Source organism: Hallella colorans (assembly GCF_003096815.1).
Taxonomy (GTDB): Bacteria; Bacteroidota; Bacteroidia; order Bacteroidales; family Bacteroidaceae; genus Prevotella; species Prevotella colorans.
Map to the genome: position 1 here is coordinate 21,541 of NZ_QENY01000012.1, position 21,186 is coordinate 42,726.

Annotated in this window: 15 protein-coding genes; 10 read left to right on the plus strand and 5 right to left on the minus strand. The window is 47.8% G+C overall.

Annotated features, from left to right (window positions below; genetic code table 11):
* Positions 1 to 79: 79 nt before the first annotated feature.
* Complete coding sequence (locus C7379_RS07150) at positions 80 to 721, minus strand: AlbA family DNA-binding domain-containing protein (protein WP_116616672.1); 642 nt, start codon at positions 719 to 721, stop codon at positions 80 to 82.
* A gap of 38 nt (positions 722 to 759) precedes the next feature.
* Entirely contained in the window at positions 760 to 1,695 is a 936-nt protein-coding gene (locus C7379_RS07155; RefSeq protein WP_116616673.1) for a YitT family protein, read from the minus strand.
* Positions 1,696 to 2,088: 393 nt separating this feature from the next.
* Between C7379_RS07155 and C7379_RS07160 the strand changes: the two genes are divergently transcribed.
* The 6 genes from C7379_RS07160 (at position 2,089) to C7379_RS07185 (ending at position 13,236) form a co-directional block, all read left to right on the plus strand.
* Positions 2,089 to 4,335: an inorganic phosphate transporter gene (locus C7379_RS07160; protein ID WP_116616674.1), complete on the plus strand. Its 2,247-nt coding sequence runs from the start codon at positions 2,089 to 2,091 to the stop codon at positions 4,333 to 4,335.
* Positions 4,336 to 4,576: 241 nt separating this feature from the next.
* Positions 4,577 to 7,414, plus strand: coding sequence for a TonB-dependent receptor (locus C7379_RS07165; RefSeq protein ID WP_116616675.1), 2,838 nt, complete (start codon positions 4,577 to 4,579; stop codon positions 7,412 to 7,414).
* A 39-nt stretch (positions 7,415 to 7,453) separates the two neighbouring features.
* Entirely contained in the window at positions 7,454 to 8,392 is a 939-nt protein-coding gene (locus C7379_RS07170; protein WP_116616676.1) for a metallophosphoesterase, read from the plus strand.
* 252 nt (positions 8,393 to 8,644) lie between these two features.
* Positions 8,645 to 11,392 carry a TonB-dependent receptor domain-containing protein gene (locus C7379_RS07175; protein WP_116616677.1) on the plus strand — a complete coding sequence of 916 codons (2,748 nt, stop codon included), beginning with the start codon at positions 8,645 to 8,647 and terminating at the stop codon, positions 11,390 to 11,392.
* A gap of 65 nt (positions 11,393 to 11,457) precedes the next feature.
* On the plus strand, positions 11,458 to 12,984 hold the full coding sequence (locus C7379_RS07180) for a hypothetical protein (RefSeq protein WP_116616678.1): 1,527 nt from the start codon (positions 11,458 to 11,460) through the stop codon (positions 12,982 to 12,984).
* 51 nt (positions 12,985 to 13,035) lie between these two features.
* Entirely contained in the window at positions 13,036 to 13,236 is a 201-nt protein-coding gene (locus C7379_RS07185; RefSeq protein WP_116616679.1) for a hypothetical protein, read from the plus strand.
* A 180-nt stretch (positions 13,237 to 13,416) separates the two neighbouring features.
* Here the strand turns inward: C7379_RS07185 and C7379_RS07190 are convergent, their stop codons facing one another.
* Together C7379_RS07190 and C7379_RS13090 are read right to left on the minus strand one after the other, a co-directional pair.
* The gene (locus C7379_RS07190; protein ID WP_116616680.1) at positions 13,417 to 13,692 is read right to left on the minus strand and encodes a lipocalin-like domain-containing protein; all 276 of its coding nucleotides are present in this window, start codon (positions 13,690 to 13,692) and stop codon (positions 13,417 to 13,419) included.
* A gap of 145 nt (positions 13,693 to 13,837) precedes the next feature.
* Complete coding sequence (locus tag C7379_RS13090; RefSeq protein ID WP_262500761.1) at positions 13,838 to 13,972, minus strand: hypothetical protein; 135 nt, start codon at positions 13,970 to 13,972, stop codon at positions 13,838 to 13,840.
* Between the two features lie 759 nt (positions 13,973 to 14,731).
* Here C7379_RS13090 and nrfH point away from each other — a divergent pair.
* The 4 genes from nrfH to ccsA all read left to right on the plus strand — a co-directional run bounded on the left by nrfH (position 14,732) and on the right by ccsA (position 19,124).
* Positions 14,732 to 15,394, plus strand: coding sequence for a cytochrome c nitrite reductase small subunit (gene nrfH, locus C7379_RS07195; RefSeq protein ID WP_116616681.1), 663 nt, complete (start codon positions 14,732 to 14,734; stop codon positions 15,392 to 15,394).
* A 27-nt stretch (positions 15,395 to 15,421) separates the two neighbouring features.
* On the plus strand, positions 15,422 to 16,918 hold the full coding sequence (gene nrfA / locus C7379_RS07200; RefSeq protein WP_116616682.1) for an ammonia-forming cytochrome c nitrite reductase: 1,497 nt from the start codon (positions 15,422 to 15,424) through the stop codon (positions 16,916 to 16,918).
* Between the two features lie 128 nt (positions 16,919 to 17,046).
* Complete coding sequence (locus C7379_RS07205; protein ID WP_116616719.1) at positions 17,047 to 18,339, plus strand: cytochrome c biogenesis ResB family protein; 1,293 nt, start codon at positions 17,047 to 17,049, stop codon at positions 18,337 to 18,339.
* Entirely contained in the window at positions 18,336 to 19,124 is a 789-nt protein-coding gene (gene ccsA / locus C7379_RS07210) for a cytochrome c biogenesis protein CcsA (RefSeq protein ID WP_116616720.1), read from the plus strand. The genes C7379_RS07205 and ccsA overlap by 4 nt, the downstream gene beginning before the upstream one ends.
* 141 nt (positions 19,125 to 19,265) lie before the next feature.
* Here ccsA and C7379_RS07215 read toward each other — a convergent pair whose 3' ends face one another.
* Complete coding sequence (locus C7379_RS07215) at positions 19,266 to 21,185, minus strand: glycoside hydrolase family 13 protein (RefSeq protein ID WP_116616683.1); 1,920 nt, start codon at positions 21,183 to 21,185, stop codon at positions 19,266 to 19,268.
* Position 21,186: the final 1 nt, after the last annotated feature.

Below are 21,186 nucleotides of genomic sequence, written 5' to 3' on the forward strand. Positions count from 1 at the left end.
TTTGTCGGATATTTTCAAAGAGTTATAGGGTAGCCTTGGCGTGCTGTTAGGGGCACAAATCAAAGCATGACGGCGACGCTCACGACACCGTCAAACCAAAGACAAACTGCTCGTCCTTTAATCTTATCTCTGCGATATTGTAACGAATAAAACGAGCGAGCTTCTTGATAACCTTAAAACGGCTAAGGCCTGAAAAGCGTACCACACGGTTGAGCGTAGCGTCTGGGTGCTGTCGCAACGTATTGATGAGATGGGTTTCGTCGTCGTTATAGGTCATCACCACGGTTGAGGCCCTGTCCTGTTTCCACATTTCCAAATGTACAGGCGATGCCACAATGTTCTCGTCGGCTACACGAACGTAAGCTATTTTATGGCCGCTCTCGTCAACGGCAAAGATGGGACGGCAGTCTGATGGGGGAATGGTGGCGATGACAATGGAATGGCCTTCCACGTGGTATGTGTCAAAACTGATAGCCGACGCAGGATGACAACACTCGGTAGCAGCCTTTCGCATCATGTAGATTTCCTCTTCATCACGCACGCCCGAAAGCTTGCCATCATCGCGTACCCCTATGAGTAGACGACCTCCAAAAGTATTGGCAAAGGCCGAAACCGACTTGGCCAACTTGGCTGGATCTTGTATTTTGTATTTGAAATCTTGCTGTTGGTGCTCGCCTTGGGCTATAAGCTCTTCTAAATATTTAGTTTCACGACTCACCATTCTTGCTATCCCTTTCTCACTCCTTGTATTATACCGTGCTATTTGTTGAGCGCAACCTGCTGCAATGGCGTGATTTTGCTCGTTCGTGGCTGGCGCGGCGCTCGCACCTTGAACTTGTCAAATCCCTCGCCATACACGCCTATCACATTGGTCTGGGTGACAAATGCCTTGGGATCTATCTCATTAATGATAGAGAAGATGACACCACTCTCCCTGCGCTTGGCCATCACAAACAGCATCTTGACATCGCGCCCGGTATAGAAACCGTGAGCCTCTATGACTGTAGCGCCACGGTGTGGAAACTGGGCTATACGCGAAGCAATATCCTTGTACTTGTCGGAAATAATAAAAAACTGAACGCTGCGCTGCATAGACTGTACCACTTGGTCTACACAAAAACTCGTCACTAACAGTACAACATAACCATATATCACCTTCTCCCAATCGTGAAACACCAAGTAGGTGGACGAGATGATAACAATATCGATAAGCATGATGATGCGACCAAGGCTGATGTCACGATACTTGTTGATGATTGCGGCCACTATATCGGTGCCGCCCGTGGAGCCTCGAAAGGCCAATCCCAACCCGATGCCCGAACCGCAAAAGATGGCGCCGATAATACTGGCCATGAAAGGCTGGTCGTGTAGCAGATGCGATCCGGCCGTAGCCTTTTGCACAACGGTGGTCATCAGCGTAAGAACAATGACACCAAAGATGGTCTTGATGCAGAATTTGAACCCCAAAATACGCAACGCGATGAGTAGAAGCACGGCATTTACAAAGAAATAGGTGATTTGGACAGGAATGCCCACACCCCAAAACACCACAGATGCAATACCCGGCACGCCACCCGTAGCAATGCTGTTTGGCAGAAGAAAGATGTTCCAACCAATACTGTAAGATATCATGGCGATGCCAATCATCAAATAATCGCGTATCTCGTTGATAGTCTTTTTCTTATCTAATATCATGACACAAATCTTAAATTATAGTTTATTTGATGCCGCAAAGTTAGTGATTAATATTGAAATAAAATGCGATTAAGGCCTAAACTTACAATTAAGTATTGTTCTAAAAATTAGGCATGACAGCCTTTGCTTTCATTTTCGAGGGTAAAATGTTAAGCGATGGAAAAAGTGTGGCGAGCTTAACGACTTAACGCTATTAAATTTTGAACCGAAAAATAACAAAAAATTGACCATATATTAATGTATATATCCTTTAATATCAAATACGTTGGTGATTTTAAAATTAGCTTTATTGTAATTGGTTTAGGCTGTAACATTATTGTAATACTTGCTTAAGATTTATGTAACATGTTCTATCTACCTTTGCGACATTAATCTTACGGATATCTCTTTTTTATGAGCACCATTTATCTATGTATTGTCATTTTTCTGCTTTGTTTGGCAGTTTTTGATCTTTTTGTGGGCGTAAGCAATGACGCCGTAAACTTTTTGCAGTCGGCCGTAGGTGCCAAAGTGGCAACATTTCGCACCATCTTGATCATTGCATCGTGTGGCGTTGCAGTGGGCGCGGTGATGTCTTCGGGCATGATGGACGTGGCGCGCCATGGCATTATGGCACCAGCTAATTACACTTTCGAGGAGGTTATAACCATCTTCTTGGCCGTCATGGCAACCGATGTGCTGATCCTTGACGTGTTTAACACGCTTGGCATGCCCACATCAACCACGGTATCGCTGGTATTCGAGCTGTTGGGTGGCACATTTATCTTAGCCACATTCAAGATGATAGGAGACGACGGTTTGGATTATAACGACCTGCTAAACAGCAGTCAAGCCTTGAAAACCATCATCGCCATCTTTGTAAGTGTGGGCATCGCGTTCTTTTTTGGCATCATCGTGATGTGGATTTCGCGCGTGATTTTCACGTTTAACTTTAAACGACATTCCAAATACGCCATTGCGATATTTGGTGGTATAGCTTTCACGGCACTGTCTTATTTCATCTTTCTTAAAGGGTTGGGCAAGAGCCCATATATAGCAGAGGCCACGCGACAATACATTGAAGATAACACGGATATGCTGCTCGTCTATGTATTTATTGGGTCTACAGTGTTGATGGAGCTGTTGTATCTATGTCGTGTCAACATATTCAAATTTGTTGTACTCATGGGTACGTTTGCGTTGGCTATGGCGTTCGCAGGCAACGACCTCGTGAACTTCATCGGTGTGCCATTGGCCGGACTGTCCTCTTACCAAGACTTCATGGCCAATGCTAACGGGGCCTCGGCGTCAGGGTTTATGATGACCTCGTTAATGGAGAGCGCCAAGACACCGCCTCTGTACCTGATGAGCGCTGGAGTGATAATGATTATTGCCATGGCGACATCCAAGAAAGCACACAATGTGATCAAAACTTCGGTGGACCTGAGCCGGCAAGACGAGGGTGACGAGATGTTCGGGTCATCGAGTGCGGCAAGAAGTATAGTGCGAGCTACGCAGAATGGCAATTCGTGGGTAAAAGACGTGGTGCCACAAAAAATGATTAATTGGGTGGATAGCAGATTTAATAAGAATGAGATAAACCTTGACGATGGAGCGGCATTCGACACCGTTCGGGCCTCGGTCAACCTTGTATTGGCGGCCATGCTCATCACCATCGGTACTAATTATAAGCTGCCATTATCAACCACATACGTCACGTTTATGGTGGCCATGGGCTCGAGTTTGGCCGACAGGGCATGGAGCAGGGAGAGTGCCGTATTCCGCGTGACGGGCGTACTGAGCGTCATAGGCGGATGGTTTATAACGGCTGGCGTGGCCTTTCTCGCTTGCGCGGTGGTATGCACCATCATGTTTTACGGTGGCATCGTGGCCAAAGCCTTGTTCATGCTGTTAGTGGTCGTCTCGCTCATTCATTCTAATCGTAGCTACGCCAAGAAGATGGCAGCTAACAAGAAGACCAGCACTTTCAACCTGATGATGCGCACGCGAGATCCCGATTTGGTATGGGACATGTTACAAAGGCAAGTGGGACAAACCCAGGCTTTTATCAACAATTTTGCCCAAAGCGAATTTAACCGTATCGTAGATGGCTTTGCAGACCAAGACGTGAAAGCCCTGAAACACAGCCTAAAAAGCTTGAGGAACGAACGCGACATGCTGAAAAAATTCCGCCGTCAGGAGATGTTGGGGCTGAAACGATCGCCCACTGAAAAGGCCATAGAGCGCAACACGTGGTATCATCTCAGTGCTAACTCTGCACAGCAATACGTTTATTGCCTACGCCGTATGCTCGATCCTATCAAGGAGCATGTAGACAACAATTTCAACCCATTGCCCGACGAATACATCAAGGAGTTTGAACCGATGCGCCGCAGAATTAATGATTTGATGCAAATGGCACAAAATATGATAGACACCAATCGCTATGACGACTACCGCAACATCATGGCCGAGGCTGATACGTGCAAAGATGACATATCCTTATTGCGCAAACGACATATTGATCGTATTCAACAGACTGAAAATAACAAGATGTTACAGGTGTCGTTGGTATATCTCAATATGTTGCAAGAAAGTCAAGAGTTTCTCAATATCATGCGCCATCAGTTGCGCGCCTCAAAAAAATTCATGGAAAATTAACATGCGTTAGTCTTGCCCAAGCGTGGGAAGACGTGTATTTTTAAGGTAAATGTAGATTGATGTCCCATCTCAACCGCGCGACGTTGGGATGGGATTTTTGTGCCTAAGAGCTTGACATGAAGACTTGAATTATGGCTAAATGCCAACTCAATATACTGTAACAACTTTTTCAAACCATTGCAAAACAAATGTAACGCTTACCACGTAATTTTGCAAAAGATTAAAAAACAATGCATTACAGATGAAAAAATTACCAATCGTTTTGATGTTGCAGGCTGCCTTGTTATGTGCGAACGCTGCGGAAGTGACCAGTTTGCCCAACGCAGGTACAGTGAGAGGACGAATTGTAGACGCGGACGAGGGCATATTACCCGGTGCAACTGTATACATCAAAAGTCTGAAAACGAGCGTGGTGAGCGATGAAAACGGATTTTATAACCTTACCAATATCAAACCAGGAACTTACAATGTGACAGTAAGTTACGTTGGATATAAACCCGTCACTACAACCGTGACGATCAGTGGTGGGGGCACCGTGGAAAGAAATATTGTGATGAGCGAGGGAACCTATCTGCGCGAAGTGAAAGTACACGGTGCCCTGCACGGCCGGCGTAAGGCTCTAAATATGCAGAAAAACAGTATGGGTGTGACCAATGTGGTGAGTGCCGACCAAGTGGGAAAATTTCCCGACTCGAACATCGGCGATGCCCTGAAGCGCATCAATGGCATCAACGTGCAGTATGATCAAGGCGAGGCACGATTTGGGCAAGTGCGTGGAACGGCCGCGGACCTTTCGTCGGTGACGGTCAATGGAAATCGCGTTCCTTCAGCCGAAGGTGGCACACGAAACGTACAGTTGGACCTTATTCCAGCAGACATGGTGCAAACCATTGAGGTAAACAAGGTGGTGACATCTGATATGGACGGTGATGCCATCGGTGGAAGCATCAATCTCGTGACCAAGAACACGCCTTACAGACGAGTGCTGAACTTCTCGGCCGGAACAGGTTACAACATGGTAAGCAGAAAGATGGAAAAGGAATTGAGCGCCACTTGGGGCGATAGATTTCTCGATGACAGGCTTGGTTTGATGCTCGCCGCATCTTATCAGTACAACCCCGGAGGCTCTGACAACACAGAGTTCACCTATGACGTGGACGACAATAATAAGGTTTTCTTGAACAAAGCGGAGATTAGACAATATTATGTGACGCGCCAACGTCAAAGCTATACTTTCTCAACCGACTACAAATTCAACGCTGATCACAAGATAAGATTTCGTGCAATGTATAACCGACGTAACGATTGGGAAAACCGATTCAGACTAACATACAAGAAAATAAGTGAAAAATCAAGCAAACGCAGTTTGGTGTTGCAGACCAAAGCAGGTAGTGATAACAACAAGAATAGACGCTTGGAACTACAACAAACCATGGATTTCATGCTTGACGGCGAACACTATTTCGGCAACTTAAAGGTGGATTGGGCCGGTTCTTACAGCCGCGCTACAGAGGATAGACCTAACGAACGCTACATGGGTGTGGTGATGAAAGGGAAGGCCAAGGCTAACGAGGACTTTTTAAAAGGGATCGATTTTGTGGACAATGGTGGTAGGCAACCCTATCCTTCGGCAGTTATCTCATCAATAGACGATTACAAATGGAGCATAGACGAGTTGACCAATTCTAACCAAGAGATTTATGAGAACGAATGGAAAGGGCGCCTTAATTTTACGCTGCCTCTCTCTACAGGACTTTATGGCACCAAAATGAAAATCGGAGCAAAGTTCACTTCCAAAGAGAAAGACAAAGCCATTCACTGTTTAGACTATATTGACGCATACAAAAAAGTCAATAATGATGAGTGGAAAAAATATCTATCTCCGCACATCCGCAACGGTTTCATGGCAGGAAAGAACTATCCTGAAGGTACGCCTTTTATCGCAAATCACTATCTCGGCTCTTTCAACTTTGCCTCACTTGAGGGCAATGAGCTGAACTCAAAGGCTGCAGGAAACTATCATGCCACAGAAAAGGTAACCGCTGCATATATTAGATTTGATCAGCGTCTGGGTGAAAAGATGGACCTTACAGCTGGTCTTCGTATGGAATATACCAACTTAAATTACAGCGGTTTCAACTGGGTGGTGGACAATGCCAAGGATGAAAATGGCAAGTTGATACCTACAGGAGACAAAAAAAACAATTATGTGAACTGGCTGCCAAGCGTGCTTTTCAAATACACACCTATGAACGACTGGAACGTACGAGCCTCGTTCACCGAGACATTGAGCCGCCCCAAATATTCGTGGTTGGTGCCAAGCGTAAGCTATACGGTGGCCGACGAGGAAGCGTCTATGGGCAATCCTAACTTGAAAGCTACCACATCGTATAACCTCGACCTATCAACCGACTATTATTTCAAGAGCATTGGATTAGTAAGTTTGGGAGTATTCTACAAGCGATTAAATAATGTTATTGTGGACGAGGTGTGGAAATCGAGCACCGACCCCAACATTCCCAACGGACTGTTGACCGAAGACGGCGAGACACCCAAGTACGAAATAACCAAGCCTATCAATGCCTACGACGCACGCCTGTTCGGTGTTGAGGTGGCCTATGAGCGCGATTTCAGCTTCATCACACCCGTTTTAAAGTGCCTTGGCTTCTACGGAACCTACACCTATACGCACAGCAACACGCTCAACCACAAGTTTGAACATCGTGCGATGGACGATGCCAAGAACATCAAAATGACCGGAAGTCCGCAGCATACAGCCAACGCCTCGCTCTATTTCGAGCAAAACGGCACAAACATAAGGCTGAGTTGGAACACAGCATCAAGCTTCATCGACGAGTTAGGAACCGTAGCTGAACTTGACCGTTACTACGATAGCGTGAATTATCTTGATATCAATGCATCATACACATGGGGCAAACGCTCCAAATTCACGGTATACGCCAACGCCACAAACTTGCTGAACCAACCACTGCGATATTATCAAGGTACCAAAGATCGCACCATGCAATCAGAATACTACGGCGTGAAGTTGAACGCTGGCATCAAGATTTCCTTGTGACAAAAAGCCTAAACATTTGGATTTTTAAACTTGAGAACTATGAGAAAAACATTCGTTTTAATCCTTACTATATTATCTGTGCTCCTTACCAGAGCACAGATAACCGACTATTCTATCTTTAAAGGCAAATTAAACTTCATTGTTTGCAACGACCTTGGACGTAACGGCTACTACGATCAAAAACCTATCGCCGAGCTGATGGGACAGATGAGCCAAAAGGGTGTGAACCCAAAATTTGTGGCAGCATTGGGCGATGTACACCACTTCAATGGCGTGGCAAGTGTTGACGACCCGTTATGGATGACCAATTTCGAGCAGATATACAGTCACCCAGAGCTTATGTTAGACTGGTTTCCCTTGCTGGGCAATCATGAATACAGAGGCAACACCACTGCCTGCATGGAGTATAGCCACAAGAGTAGACGCTGGATGATGCCCGCTCGATACTACACAAAGGTGTTCGAAAATCATGGCATGACTCTACGATTGGTATGGATAGACACCACACCGATAATCTCAAAATATCGCAATGCCTATCTAAAATACCCCGACGCCAGCTTACAAGACTGCAACCAGCAAATGCAATGGCTCGACTCTGTACTAACCGTTGAGCGTGAAGATTGGGTCATCGTGATGGGCCATCATCCCATATACGCCGAAACAGGAAAGAGCAAAAGCGAGCGGTTGGACATGCAGAGCCATGTGAACACAATATTGAAACGCCACAATGTAGACATGTATCTCTGTGGACACATTCACAATTTTCAGCACATCAGGCACCAAGACTCCAACATAGACTATATCATCAACAGCTCCGCCTCACTTTCCAGACCCTACGTGAAAGCCGTGGAGGGAACGATGTTTTGCAGTGGAGAGCCTGGGTTCTCCATTGTGTCCGCCTCCAAAGACGCACTCGTTTTACGCATGATAGACAAGCATGGCAAAGTGTTGCACGAGGTTACGCGAAGACATAAATAATAATAGATATACACTTGCATACAAAATATAGTCTTTAATATTTTTCATAGGTGATTGGCCCCACCGTTAGCGTTGATGTTAACGATGGGGCCTTTACATCTGTTTACACACGATAGTGGCACTGTCTTAACATGATTGAAACCACTTTGTATCAATGATGTAAACGTCTTGTGAACATATCGTCAAAACCGTGTAACCTCTATGTAACATCCCACAAGTAACTTTGCATCGCATAATAGATAATAGAAGACAATGAAAAATTGCAAAAGGGGAATAGCGATTGCGGCCATACTGCTGATCGCTGCAATTCAGGGCTTGGCCCAAACAATAGTGGGCACAGTCACAGATGCCAAAAATGACGAACCGCTGATAGGTGCCATGGTCAGCGTGAAAGGCACAGACTACAAAGCTATAACAGATGTAGACGGTAAGTTTAAGATAGACGGGCTACAGCCCAGTAAGCAATATACACTCACTGTGACCTATGTGGGGTACAAAAGTTTTACTTTGGAACATGTCCCGGGCAAACCTATTGCTACAGAAGAAGGTTTAAAAATACGCATGGAGCCCGACGAAAAGCAGTTAGGGGAGGTATCCATCGTGGCCCTGGAGCGCAAAAACACTGAGACAGCGGCGGTGCAACAGGTAAAAAATAGCGATGTCATACTGAGCAATGTGTCGGCCCAAGAAATAGAAAAAACACAAGATTCCAATGCCGGCGAGGTCATCAGGCGAGTACCGGGAGTGAGCCTTATAGACGACAAATTTGTCATGGTGCGAGGGCTTTCACAACGCTACAACAATGTCTGGATGAACGGTGGCGCCGTGCCGAGCAGCGAAGCTGACAGCCGCGCGTTCTCTTTCGACATCATTCCAAGTCAGCAAATTGACAATCTTACTATCGTAAAGACGCCTTCCGCCGACTATCCCGCTGATTATACTAGCGGCTTTATCATCATCAACACTAAGGAAATTCCCGCCTCCAACTCATTGGCCCTCACCATAGGAGGCAATTGGAACGACGCCTCATTGGGCAATTTCTCTTCTTTCAACAAGTCAACCACAGCTCTCTCATCCATTGGTAACTCCTTGCTCACGGGTGGATTTAACAATGACTGGATAGTGAAAGATCAAAAAGTGTACGGAGATTTAAAACTCGGCATGAACGGCAGCTATCGCTGGAAGATAGCAGACTACAGATTGGGACTTATCGCCGCGGCAAACTACTCCAACGAATATCGTACCTACGACGAGATGAAAAACAATCTCTTCGGCGTGTACGATGTGGCCAACGATCACAGCAACTACTTGCGCCACTCCACCGACAACCAGTACAATAATAACCGTCGCCTCGGTAGCATGCTCAATCTGACATTCTTCTCACCGTCTGGCAACCATAAATTTCAACTGAAAAATATTTTCAATTACCTCACCAACCAGCGATACACTTGGCGCGAGGGCGTCTCGGCCCAAGCCAATCTGGAAAACTCAGCCGAGTATTACTATCGTAGCCGAGCCGTATACAATGGCCAATTAACGGGTAAACACACCTTCAAGAACAATCTTTTAGACTGGAGTGTGGGTTATGCATACGCTAACAGAAACCTCCCCGATCGCAGACGCTATCTCGTAGACGACGCTATCAACAGCGGTCAAATAGCCCTCACCACAGGCAATGACATATCGTGCGAGTGGACACAGCTTGACGAACATATTGTCTCGGCCAATGTCAATGACAAGATAGACCTCAAATTTGGAGATTGGAAGCCCAACTTTAAATACGGGGCCTATGGCGAATATCGCACACGCAAGTACCAAGCACGCGAGTTTATCTACAACTGGGATGCCGCAAACAACCACCTGCCCGACGGATTTAGACAGATGGACGTGCCCACACTGCTATCCAACAAGACCTATTTGGGCGACGGAGGCTTGGACGTCTTGGAGCAAGTGCGCTGGCGAAACAATTACAGCGGACACAACACACTCGGCGCAGGATATCTCACCGCATTCCTCCCCTTTGGCAAACTGAGCGTCCTGGCCGGTGTCCGCTTTGAACATAACGACATGGAGCTCATCTCCAACATGCGCGACATAGAGCGAAGCGAGTCGTCAAGGCATTACCGCAACGACGACCTCTTTCCATCAGTCAACGCCACTTACAAATTCAACGACCAACATCAGCTACGCGCCAGCTACGGCCGCACCATCAACAGGCCCGAGTTTCGCGAGATATCCTCATCGGTATTCTACGACTTCGACTTGGCCTCTAACGTGCAGGGTAATACCGAGCTAAACACTTGCAGGGTGGACAACCTGGACTTGCGATATGAGTTCTACCCATCGCGAGGTGAGCAAATTTCATTGGCCGCATTCTACAAACATTTCGATTCGCCCATCGAGTGGACATACACGGTGGCTGGTGGCACAGACCTTATCTACTCTTACAAAAACGCCCAGAGCGCAAACAATTACGGATTGGAATTGGATATACGCAAGGATTTGTCGTTTATCGGATTGACCAATTTCAGCTGGTCGTTCAACGGCGCCCTCATCCACAGCAGTGTGACCTTTCCAGCCGGCTCCATGGAGCACGACCGGCCCATGCAGGGACAGTCGCCTTACCTCATCAACACGGGTGTTTTTTATCGCAACGAGCCTTTCAAACTCAACATCGCACTGCTCTACAATCGCATAGGAAAACGCATCATCGGCGTGGGACGCTCTGAAGGTTCAAGCGAATCGGCCGGAGACGACAACGCACGTATACCTGACTCATACGAGATGCCACGCAATGTGATAGACATTTCTGCCTCCAAAAAAATTGGGAAACATTGGGAAATAAAATTAAATATACGTGACTTGCTTACTGAAAAAGTAAACTTCAAACAGTTCGCCGAAGTGAAAATGCCAAGTGGCGAGAACAAAAAGGTAGACGAGATCGTGCGGCAATATCGCCCCGGACGCAACATCGGCCTATCCGTGATGTATAAATTATAAATCGAAAACGACTATACAATTTAGAAAATATATTCTTTTACATGTTTAACAAACATCAAACTTTTATGAACAAGAACATGATGTACGGATGCTTATGCGTCCTAACGCTGGCAACAGGCTTTGCCTCTTGCAGCTCTGACGAAGACGAAAAAGTAAAACCTGAGGTTAACACAGGCTACACTTGGACCACTGACGGCGGCCTGAAGGCATGCACTGGTATCCTGTTTAACAACGGCAAGGAGGATGCCGCGGGCCGAGAGATTGGCAATGGTAATGACGAATTTGTATTCACCGGCAAGCAAACACTGAAAAAAGGCACCTATATGCTTAAAGGATGGGTATACGTAGCCGATGGCGCAGAGCTAACCATAGAACCGGGTACCATCATCAAGGGTGACAAAGCCAGCAAGGCTGCCCTCATCGTGGAGCGTGGCGGCAAGCTGTTTGCCCAAGGTACCGCATCAGCGCCAATCGTTTTTACATCTGCCCAAGCCAAAGGAAACCGCAAGCCCGGCGATTGGGGCGGTATCATTCTCTGCGGCAAAGCGCAGAACAACCAAAAGGAAATGCAGATTGAGGGTGGGCCCCGCACCAAGCACGGTGGCAATGACAACACCGACAACTCTGGCGTGTTGAGCTACGTGCGCATAGAGTTCGCAGGCTACCCATTTATGAAAGACAAGGAAATAAATGGCCTCACATTGGGCTCTGTTGGTTCAGGAACCAAATTAGATCACATCCAAGTGTCATACAGCAACGACGATTCCTACGAGTGGTTTGGCGGTATGGTCAACGCCAAGTATCTCATAGCCTACCACGGTTGGGATGACGACTTTGACACAGACAACGGCTATTCTGGCAAAGTGCAATTCGGATTAGTCGTAAGAGACTCCAAAATCGCCGACACTTCCTTGAGCAACGGTTTTGAGAGCGACAACGAGGCTGGTGGCGGAGCCGTGTCTCCCTACACCAAAGCCACATTCTCCAACATCACTTTCGTAGGCCCCAAATTGGACAACCAATTTCAAAACACACAGAATTACATCACTGGTGGCAATATGAATCCTATGAATGGCGCAGCCCTTGGATTGTTCCAAAGCGCCATGCAGATACGCCGCAACTCACGCCTCAACTGCTACAACTCCGTGGCATTGGGCTATCCTGTAGGCATCATCCTCGACAATCAGAAGGGTGACACGCAAGGGGCCGCCACCAAAGGCGACCTGCACGTGAACAACGTATGGTTTGCAGGCATGGACCTCACAGGCGTGGACGACAACAAAGGCAAGAAAGATGTGCTCGTGACGGGTTATAATGAAAAGAGCAAACCCATCTACGACGAGAGCAAAAAGAGCTTCTCCAGCACATGGTTTGTCAAGCAGAGTGGCAACAAGGTGCTACCCAACATCAATGACCTCGGCATGCAAGCCAATGGCTATATGCCCACATCGGGTAGCGCGCTGCTCACAGCCGCCATGTTTACAAACCTTGATAGTTTCTTCACGCAAGTGCCTTACATTGGCGCTTTCAACGTGGGCGACAACTGGTTGAACGGTTGGACCAACTTCGACCCGAACAACACAGATTATTAATACGGTTCATTCTTTGAGACTACCCAAAGGCTTTTAAGTCATAAAAAGCCTTTGAAAAAAATTCACAAAGACACGCTCATTATTGGCGTATTTGCAAACGGCAAGGCATTTGCTCGCAAATACGCCAATTTTGAGCACTTTTCATATTCGCCTATCAACCAACATCTTGGGGTGGTTTTTTATTTTTCACATCTCGTAAGTTTTCTTGAGCGCCTGCCTTTAAGCACCAATCGCCGCACAATTACACCTTAAACACGTCTCGATTGAAACCCAAACAACCTGCGTTTAAGGCTAAATCAGAATGCGAACGAGTATCAATCACAAAACGACGCAATAAAAATGAGACAGAAAAGAAGAAACAGACAGCCATAATTCTCATTTTAGCGATCTACAAAGAGCATTTCAAAAGACGCAAAAATAGCTCTTGTTTTTTTACATTCTGCTAACTTGTTGTATAGGGAACGCAATAGAGTCGAAGCTCCATACAGAGTCTGCTCCCCATCCAGAGATTACCTTGTGGTCAGCACCAAGTATTATATCGGTCGACGCTTGCTGCTGTTGATAGCGATAAACAGAGTTTATATGCTGCCACGTTCCGACCAGCTCAGACTCTGATACGCTCTTTGGTGGCACGGCTCCGTAACGTTCAGGCAGCACAATTGGCCATCCATCAGCCGTCCAAACAATAGCTCTCACAGCAGCTACCATGAGTGCGTTGCTAAGTCATTGCCGTCACCCCATGAGTCCATAACCATTGCTGCCTATCCTAATAGTTCCATCAGGTGTCTGGCAGAAACATATTATTTTATCATTCCATGTCATCCTCGTAGATGTCGTCCACATAATTGGTGGGCTATCCATTGCCCATGCCAAGTTGAGACACGTTGTAGTTATCCACAAACGCCGCCTTGACGTTTACACCTACCATCATCATTATGACAATGACTATGATGCTTACACGCTTCGTATATACGCTAAAGATTGGCATATTACAAAGGTAAAACAAATTCGCTAAACAGCCAATTATTGAGCGCAATGATGTGATTTATATACAAACAACAGGTAATTGGGCCACGAGGTTGAGCCGTGCACAGGCCGTTACCTGCATGTGGCGATAGCAAACGTGTGGCATATCAATGCTTTTAAGCGGTCAACGATGTCAAAATAAAATCACAAAAACAGGGGGTGTTAGAACAATTGATTTAGCGACTAAAATAGCATTTTAGGAAGAAAGAAATTGATTTTCCCAATCATTTTTTTATCGACGCATCGCGAATAGCACTCATTCGCAAGTTGTTTAGCACCTCATCGCAACGCGTTTCAAACGCTTTCACGTTACCATTAGCACCTATTCACATCATGAATAAGGCTTAATGGCAAAGCTGTCAGAAAACTTTTTAGAGGCAATAGCAATTTTAAATCTGCAACATTCTGATATATAAAGCGATACTGAAAACTCTCATTTTGGGCGTATTTGCGTGCAAGATGTCATTCATTTGGAAATAAACGATTTTTAAAAGCCCTATTGTCAGTTTTTTTCAATAATCATGATAACGTTTGATTGTTAGCCCAACCACACACGCTTACCATAAATTGTCATTACCTTCGCTAATCGTCAAACATGCACCAATATGTCTTTCATACCACACATTATGAATATTCCTCATTAATGAGGATATTTTTCTGAAATATTGACATTGATTATTGTTTTTCTTTATATATTTGCAATATCGCTAACTACAAGCCTATGTACATCCAGAAGCTAAAAGCATGGTTCTCGAACAGTTGGAAACGACTAACGAGTTCTTTTACCTACAGGCAGAAAGTGGCACTTGTCGCTGTCACAGGCATCATCGTAGGGTTAGTGCTTTTGTTCATGTATCTGCTCCGAATGCATACCTATATAGCTGGAGACGACCCTGCGGCATGTATCAACTGTCACATCATGTCGCCCTATTACGCCACATGGAGCCATTCGTCTCATGGGCGTGACGCCACGTGCAACGACTGCCACGTGCCTAACGACAACATCTTGTCGCACTATATGTTCAAAGGCGTAGACGGCATGAAGCACGTGGCCTACTTCGTGACGCATAGCGAGAGCCAAACCATCGAAGCCGAAACTCCCTCTGCCACCGTCATCATGGACAACTGTATACGTTGTCATAGCCAGCTCAACCAAGAGTTTGTTAAGACTGGGCGAATCAACTACATGTTGGCTAAGCGTGGCGAAGGGCAAGCCTGCTGGGACTGTCACCGAGACGTGCCACATGGTGGCATGAACTCTTTATCAGCCACACCGGGCGCGGAGTACGTGGAACCATTGCCCGCCAGCCCAGTGCCGCAATGGCTACAAAAGCTCACTGGGCATGAGGCTGTGCCTAACCTGCGTAGCCCCAAAGGCATGTAAACGAGAAAAACATAAACGACATTCATCATGGAAAAACAATTGAAAAAATGGCAAGGATGGCTACTCTTTTTCTGTGCCATGACCGTGGTCTTCATCCTTGGGCTGATATGCTCATCGCTTTTGGAGCGCAGGGCAGAGGTAGCAAGCGTGTTCAACAACCGCCGCACACCCATGACCGACTCTATCGTGGCACAAAACGAGAAGTTTGCCAAGGACTTCCCGCGTGAATATGAGACGTGGGCAATGACCGAAGACACCACTTTCAAAAGCCTATACAACGGTTCTCAAGAAGAGGACGTGCTCGAAGCGCATCCAGAGCTTGTCGTCATTTGGGACGGCTACGCCTTCTCGCGCGAATATAATACGCCACGGGGTCACCGCCATTGTCTCGACGACCTGCGCAAGATACTACGCACTGGCAGTCCGGGCATCAATGGAGCCACCGACCTGCAACCCGCCACCTGCTGGACTTGCAAAGGACCTGACGTGCCACGGCTGATGCGCGAGAAAGGTGTGGGCACATTCTACGCCGGCCAATGGAGCGACTACGGAGCCGAGGTCATGAACACCGTTGGATGCTCTGACTGCCATGACGCTCGCACTATGGATATTCGCCCGGCCCGCCCAGCCCTCTATGAAGCATGGGCCAACGCTGGCAAGAACGCACGCAAAGCTTCACACCAAGAGATGAGAAGCTTGGTATGCGCACAGTGCCACACAGAGTACTATTTTGAAAAAGACAACCATAACTACCTGCGCTTCCCACAAGACAAGGGCCTGACGTGTGAGGATGCCGAGGCGTTTTATGATAGTATCGGGTTCTACGACTACATACACCCACTCTCCAAAGCGCGCATACTAAAAGCACAGCATCCCGGTTATGAGATCTACAAACAGGGCATACATGGACAGCGCGGCGTATCCTGCGCCGATTGTCACATGCCTTACCGCTCTGAGGGTGGCGTGAAATATACCGATCATCACATCACCAGCCCATTAGCCAATATCGACCGTACCTGCCAAACCTGCCATAGACAAGATGCCGAGACACTGAGGCAGAACGTATACGACCGTCAAAAGAAGGTGTACGACTTTTGCGGCAAGTTGGACAAGGAGTTGGCCTACGCGCACATAGAGGCCAAATTCGCATGGGACAAAGGTGCCACAGAGAGCGAGATGGCCAAGGTGCTCGATGATATACGCAAGAGCCAATGGCGGTGGGACTATGCAATGGCTGGGCATGGATCCGCATTCCATGCGCCACAAGAAGTGATGCGCCTATTGGCCGACGCCATGACATACGCCAAAGACGCTCGCCTACAGATAGCTCGCGTGGTGGCACGCCACGGATATACCAAGCCCATACCACTGCCCGACATCTCCACACGTGCAAAAGCTGCTCGATATGTGGGGCTTGACATGCCAAAACTGAGAGCGCAAAAGCGACAGTTCATAGACCAAGTGGTGCCGCGATGGATAGAACAAGCGCGCCACAACAAGCGTTTTGAAATGAAACCAATGTAAGAGAGATGCACGCACACTTTATTATAAAGGTTCGCGTGCGATAAAGACCAAGCCGCTACCACCCTCGCCACCTACACCAAACCATGATGGCAAAGATGGAAAGCGGCTTTGTCAAACCCGATCTATTCATGTGGAATAAACCTTATACTCTGAGAGAGGGCACCGCCATCGTTGCAGGATTACTTGCCACGGGCTTGCTTTTGCAGTTGACCATTGGCCCGTTGGAGTGGCAAGTGTTTGCTTGGCCAGCCAATATCATCACGCTTGCTGCGCTTGTAGCCACGCTTATAGCGATATGGAGCGCGCGTAGGCACGTATATTTTTTTCGATTTATGACCACCACGAGTGCCGCCGTCCCCGCCATCGCCGTTGCCGCACTGCTCACCGCGGTGATGGGACTCACCAAGCAAGTGCCCGAGGAGCAGGCACCATCAGATGCTATCGGCATAACACGCATGCTCGCATTTTGGCCATTTGTCTTGGTATATGCTTGGATGACGCTCATCGTGGGCGAGGTAACAACTATGCGACTGTTTGACTTTTCATGGCGGCGCGCACCCTCGTTGATGAGCCATGCGGGTCTGTTCATAGTGCTCACAGGTGGCACATTGGGTAGCGCGGACATGCAACGATTGAAAATGTATTGTGAGGTAGGCACACCAGAATGGCGCGCACTCGATGCAAACAACCGAGTGCACGAATTGCCTTTGGCCATACAACTGGAAAAATTCACCATAGACGAATATCCGCCCAAGCTGATGATGACCAATGCTAAAGGCGAAGCCATATCTCGACAAAACCCCGCACAACTACTTATAGACACGGCGTTTGTACGTGGCGACCTGTCAGGATGGAGCATTCTGGTGGAAAAACGTATCGAAAACGGCATGCCCGCCATCTTAAACGCCATGGCAGGAAAGATGCCCGAGGGTATGATGGCACGGCTAAGGGCTGATGACATAGGCATGGCACACAATCGATACGGATTTGTAAAGAGCCAATCGAGAGGTACGGCCAGTGCTTTATACGTGAGTGCCACCAAGGGTGAACAGAGCCGAAAAGGGTGGATAAGTAGTGGCAGTTATCTCTTTGCGCCTCAATCTTTGGTCTTGGACCATCAGCATATCCTTGTGATGCCTCCACGAGAACCACGCCGCTATGCGTCCACCGTGGAACTGTTCACAAAAAAAGGACAACACCTCCACGCAGAAATCTACGTGAACAAGCCCCTATCAGTGGAAGGATGGGACATCTATCAGCTCAGCTACAACGAGCAGATGGGCAAATGGAGCACGCTAAGCGTGTTTGAATTAGTGGCAGACCCATGGCTGCCGGTGGTATATATAGGGGTGTTTATGTTGTTTGTCGGTGCTGTATGCATGTTTCTGATGACTGGACGCAGAAAGGAGTTAAAAACATGAACTGGAGCTATTTTATCTTATTCGCCACGATAGCCGTTTTCCTTTGGATTGTCGGAGCGTGGGCCGCATGGAAAGAAAAACGCCACGTGGCTTTTGTTGCAACAACGATTGGTTTAGCGATTTTTCTTACATACATTGTGCTCATGTGGCTTTCGTTAGAGCGACCGCCCATGCGCACGATGGGCGAGACACGCCTGTGGTACAGTTTTTTCTTACCATTGGCTGGCATTATTGTGTACGCCCGTTGGCGTTACAAGTGGATATTAAGTTTCTCAACGCTCATGGCGACAGTTTTTGTAGCCATTAATATTCTAAAACCCGAGATACATTCCAAGACACTCATGCCTGCCTTGCAAAGTCCATGGTTTGCTCCGCACGTCATCGTCTACATGATGGCTTATGCGCTATTGGGAGCGGCGTTTGTCATGGCGATATATTTACTGTTTGTGAAACGGCCTAACGCATGCGGCAACGAGATGGCCATAACCGACGATTTGGTATGCGTGGGATTGGCGTTCATGACTATAGGTATGCTCATGGGTGCCATTTGGGCCAAAGAGGCATGGGGACATTATTGGGCTTGGGACCCGAAAGAGACTTGGGCAGCGGCCACATGGATGGCCTATTTGGTGTACATACATCTGCGGCAACACCACCCACACGGACATCGAGCAGCCTTATGGACGGTCGTGGTGGCTTTCGTTTTGCTGCAAATGTGCTGGTGGGGCGTGAATTATCTGCCATCTGCGCGCGGTTTGAGCGTGCATACGTATGGCATGCAATAGCACCAATGATAACAAAAACCATCAAACAACTTGAACAAAACTCTATCATGAACTTGTGTCAAGCTGTTTGATGGCATAAAAATCTTTGTGAAGAATATTTGTGTCCGTAGATATCACGCCGCCCCCATCGGCTATCCACGGTTAGAACTCGAGCACCATGACCGCTCGATCTGCCATTGGCACGTCCTTGGTCAAGTCAACTTGCTGACCGGTGAGGATGTTTTTGGCCGTGGTGTGATTTGCGATTACCTCGGCGTAACGTTTCACCGACATGACATTGTCACCCCTCTTGCCATTGAGCGCGACAAGCACCGTCCTCCCTTGATACTGGCGAGCGATGACGTAAACGCCATGAAACGGGATGAATTGCGTTTGGTTGCCCTTGGTGATAACCTTGTTGGCTTGGCGCCAATGCAGCAAACGGCTGAGCCATGAGAACATGTCGTTCTCCGCTTTGGTGCGGCCCTTCGACGTGAAACAATTGTGAGTGTCGCCGGGAAAGCCACCGGGGAAGTCCTCGCGCACATACCCATCGTTCACCTCTTTGGTGCCGTTCATCAACACTTCGGTGCCGTAATACAGTTGCGGTGTGCGGTTTATGGTGAGCAACAGGGCCAACGCCTGTTTTAAAGCCGGCACATCCATGCCCTTGCCAAGGAAGCGATCGGTGTCGTGGTTCTCTATAAAGGCCATCACGGAGGATGGATTGGGGTAGAGATAATCATACACCAAGCTGTTGTATATACGGTTATACCCACTCCACCATGCGTCCGTCTCCTCGTTTTTGGCTTTGTTCAACTTATCGAAAAAGCTGAAATCCATCACCGTCTTGAGATAACTGTTCACATCTGACAGTTTGGAATTCTTCTGCCAAGCGGCCGTGTAGGCGGGCTCAGTGACCCAAGTTTCTCCAACGGTGTTGAAATTGGGGTACTCCGTATCGATCGTTTTCATCCATCGAGCCATAGCCCTGCGGTCGGCATATGGGTAGGTATCCATGCGTATGCCATCTATGCCGGCGGTCTCTAGCCACCAGATACTATTCTGGATGAGATATTTCATCACGTGTGGGTTGCGCTGGTTCAGATCGGGCATGGATGGCACGAACCATCCGTCCACAGTCTCTCTCATGTCTACCTTGGATGCGTACGGGTCGAGAACGGGCGTTAGCTTGTAGCTCGTTTGCAAGTACTTGGAGTTAGTCTTGGCGCCATTGGCCATGCCGGTTTTGCTGTCGCGCCCACTGTCGCGCCCATCGCGAAGCCATTCGGGGCAGTTGAACCAATCCGGGCTGGGCATCTCCGATATCCAAGGATGCTCCAAGCCGCAGTGGTTGAAAATCATGTCCATGACCACTTTCAGCCCTTTTTCATGCGCCTCATGGATGAGTTTTCGATACTCCTCGTTTGTGCCGAAGCGAGGGTCCACCTTGTAATAGTCTGTCGTGGCATATCCGTGGTAGGTGCTGAAGCCGTTGGTGTCTGGCGAGTTGTTCTCCAACACAGGCGTGAACCACAGCGCGGTCACACCTAGTTGGTTGAAATAGTCCAAGTGTTGGCGTATGCCCTCGAGGTCGCCGCCATGCCTCAGGCTTGGCTTTGTACGGTCGCAAACATACTTGTTCATGCCTTTCACTTGGTCGTTTTTGCCGTTGCCGTTTGCGAAACGGTCGGGCATAAGCATGTATAACACGTCGGCATTGGTAAATCCCATACGCTTCTCGCCACTCATCTCTCGCTGTTTCAACTCGTATAGCACTTTCTTGGTGGCATTGCCCTTAGTCAGCCTTAGCGTCATGACACCCGGATGGGCGTCGCGCAAATTGAGATAAGCGAGCAGGTAATGGGCGTTGGGAAGATGTACCACGCTGTCCACGCGCGCGCCAAGGTAGTCTGTGGTGACCTCCACGCTGTCCAAATCCTCACCGTAGAACATGAGTTGCAAACTTGGATCTTTCATGCCCACATACCAATTGGTAGGGTCTATGCGCGTCACTTTGACTTTCGCGTTCATGCTAAACGTTTGCATTAAAAGCCAAAAGAAGAATACCGCTCTTTTCATA

Excerpts from the sequence above, each read along its gene's own strand:
- C7379_RS07150 (WP_116616672.1), bottom strand. The coding sequence starts at position 721 with ATGGTGAGTCGTGAAACTAAATATTTAGAAGAGCTTATAGCCCAAGGC.
- C7379_RS07155 (WP_116616673.1), bottom strand. The coding sequence starts at position 1,695 with ATGATATTAGATAAGAAAAAGACTATCAACGAGATACGCGATTATTTG.
- C7379_RS07160 (WP_116616674.1), top strand. The coding sequence starts at position 2,089 with ATGAGCACCATTTATCTATGTATTGTCATTTTTCTGCTTTGTTTGGCA.
- C7379_RS07165 (WP_116616675.1), top strand. The coding sequence starts at position 4,577 with ATGAAAAAATTACCAATCGTTTTGATGTTGCAGGCTGCCTTGTTATGT.
- C7379_RS07170 (WP_116616676.1), top strand. The coding sequence starts at position 7,454 with ATGAGAAAAACATTCGTTTTAATCCTTACTATATTATCTGTGCTCCTT.
- C7379_RS07175 (WP_116616677.1), top strand. The coding sequence starts at position 8,645 with ATGAAAAATTGCAAAAGGGGAATAGCGATTGCGGCCATACTGCTGATC.
- C7379_RS07180 (WP_116616678.1), top strand. The coding sequence starts at position 11,458 with ATGAACAAGAACATGATGTACGGATGCTTATGCGTCCTAACGCTGGCA.
- C7379_RS07190 (WP_116616680.1), bottom strand. The coding sequence starts at position 13,692 with ATGGTAGCTGCTGTGAGAGCTATTGTTTGGACGGCTGATGGATGGCCA.
- C7379_RS13090 (WP_262500761.1), bottom strand. The coding sequence starts at position 13,972 with ATGCCAATCTTTAGCGTATATACGAAGCGTGTAAGCATCATAGTCATT.
- nrfH (WP_116616681.1), top strand. The coding sequence starts at position 14,732 with ATGTACATCCAGAAGCTAAAAGCATGGTTCTCGAACAGTTGGAAACGA.
- nrfA (WP_116616682.1), top strand. The coding sequence starts at position 15,422 with ATGGAAAAACAATTGAAAAAATGGCAAGGATGGCTACTCTTTTTCTGT.
- C7379_RS07205 (WP_116616719.1), top strand. The coding sequence starts at position 17,047 with ATGTGGAATAAACCTTATACTCTGAGAGAGGGCACCGCCATCGTTGCA.
- ccsA (WP_116616720.1), top strand. The coding sequence starts at position 18,336 with ATGAACTGGAGCTATTTTATCTTATTCGCCACGATAGCCGTTTTCCTT.
- C7379_RS07215 (WP_116616683.1), bottom strand. The coding sequence starts at position 21,185 with ATGAAAAGAGCGGTATTCTTCTTTTGGCTTTTAATGCAAACGTTTAGC.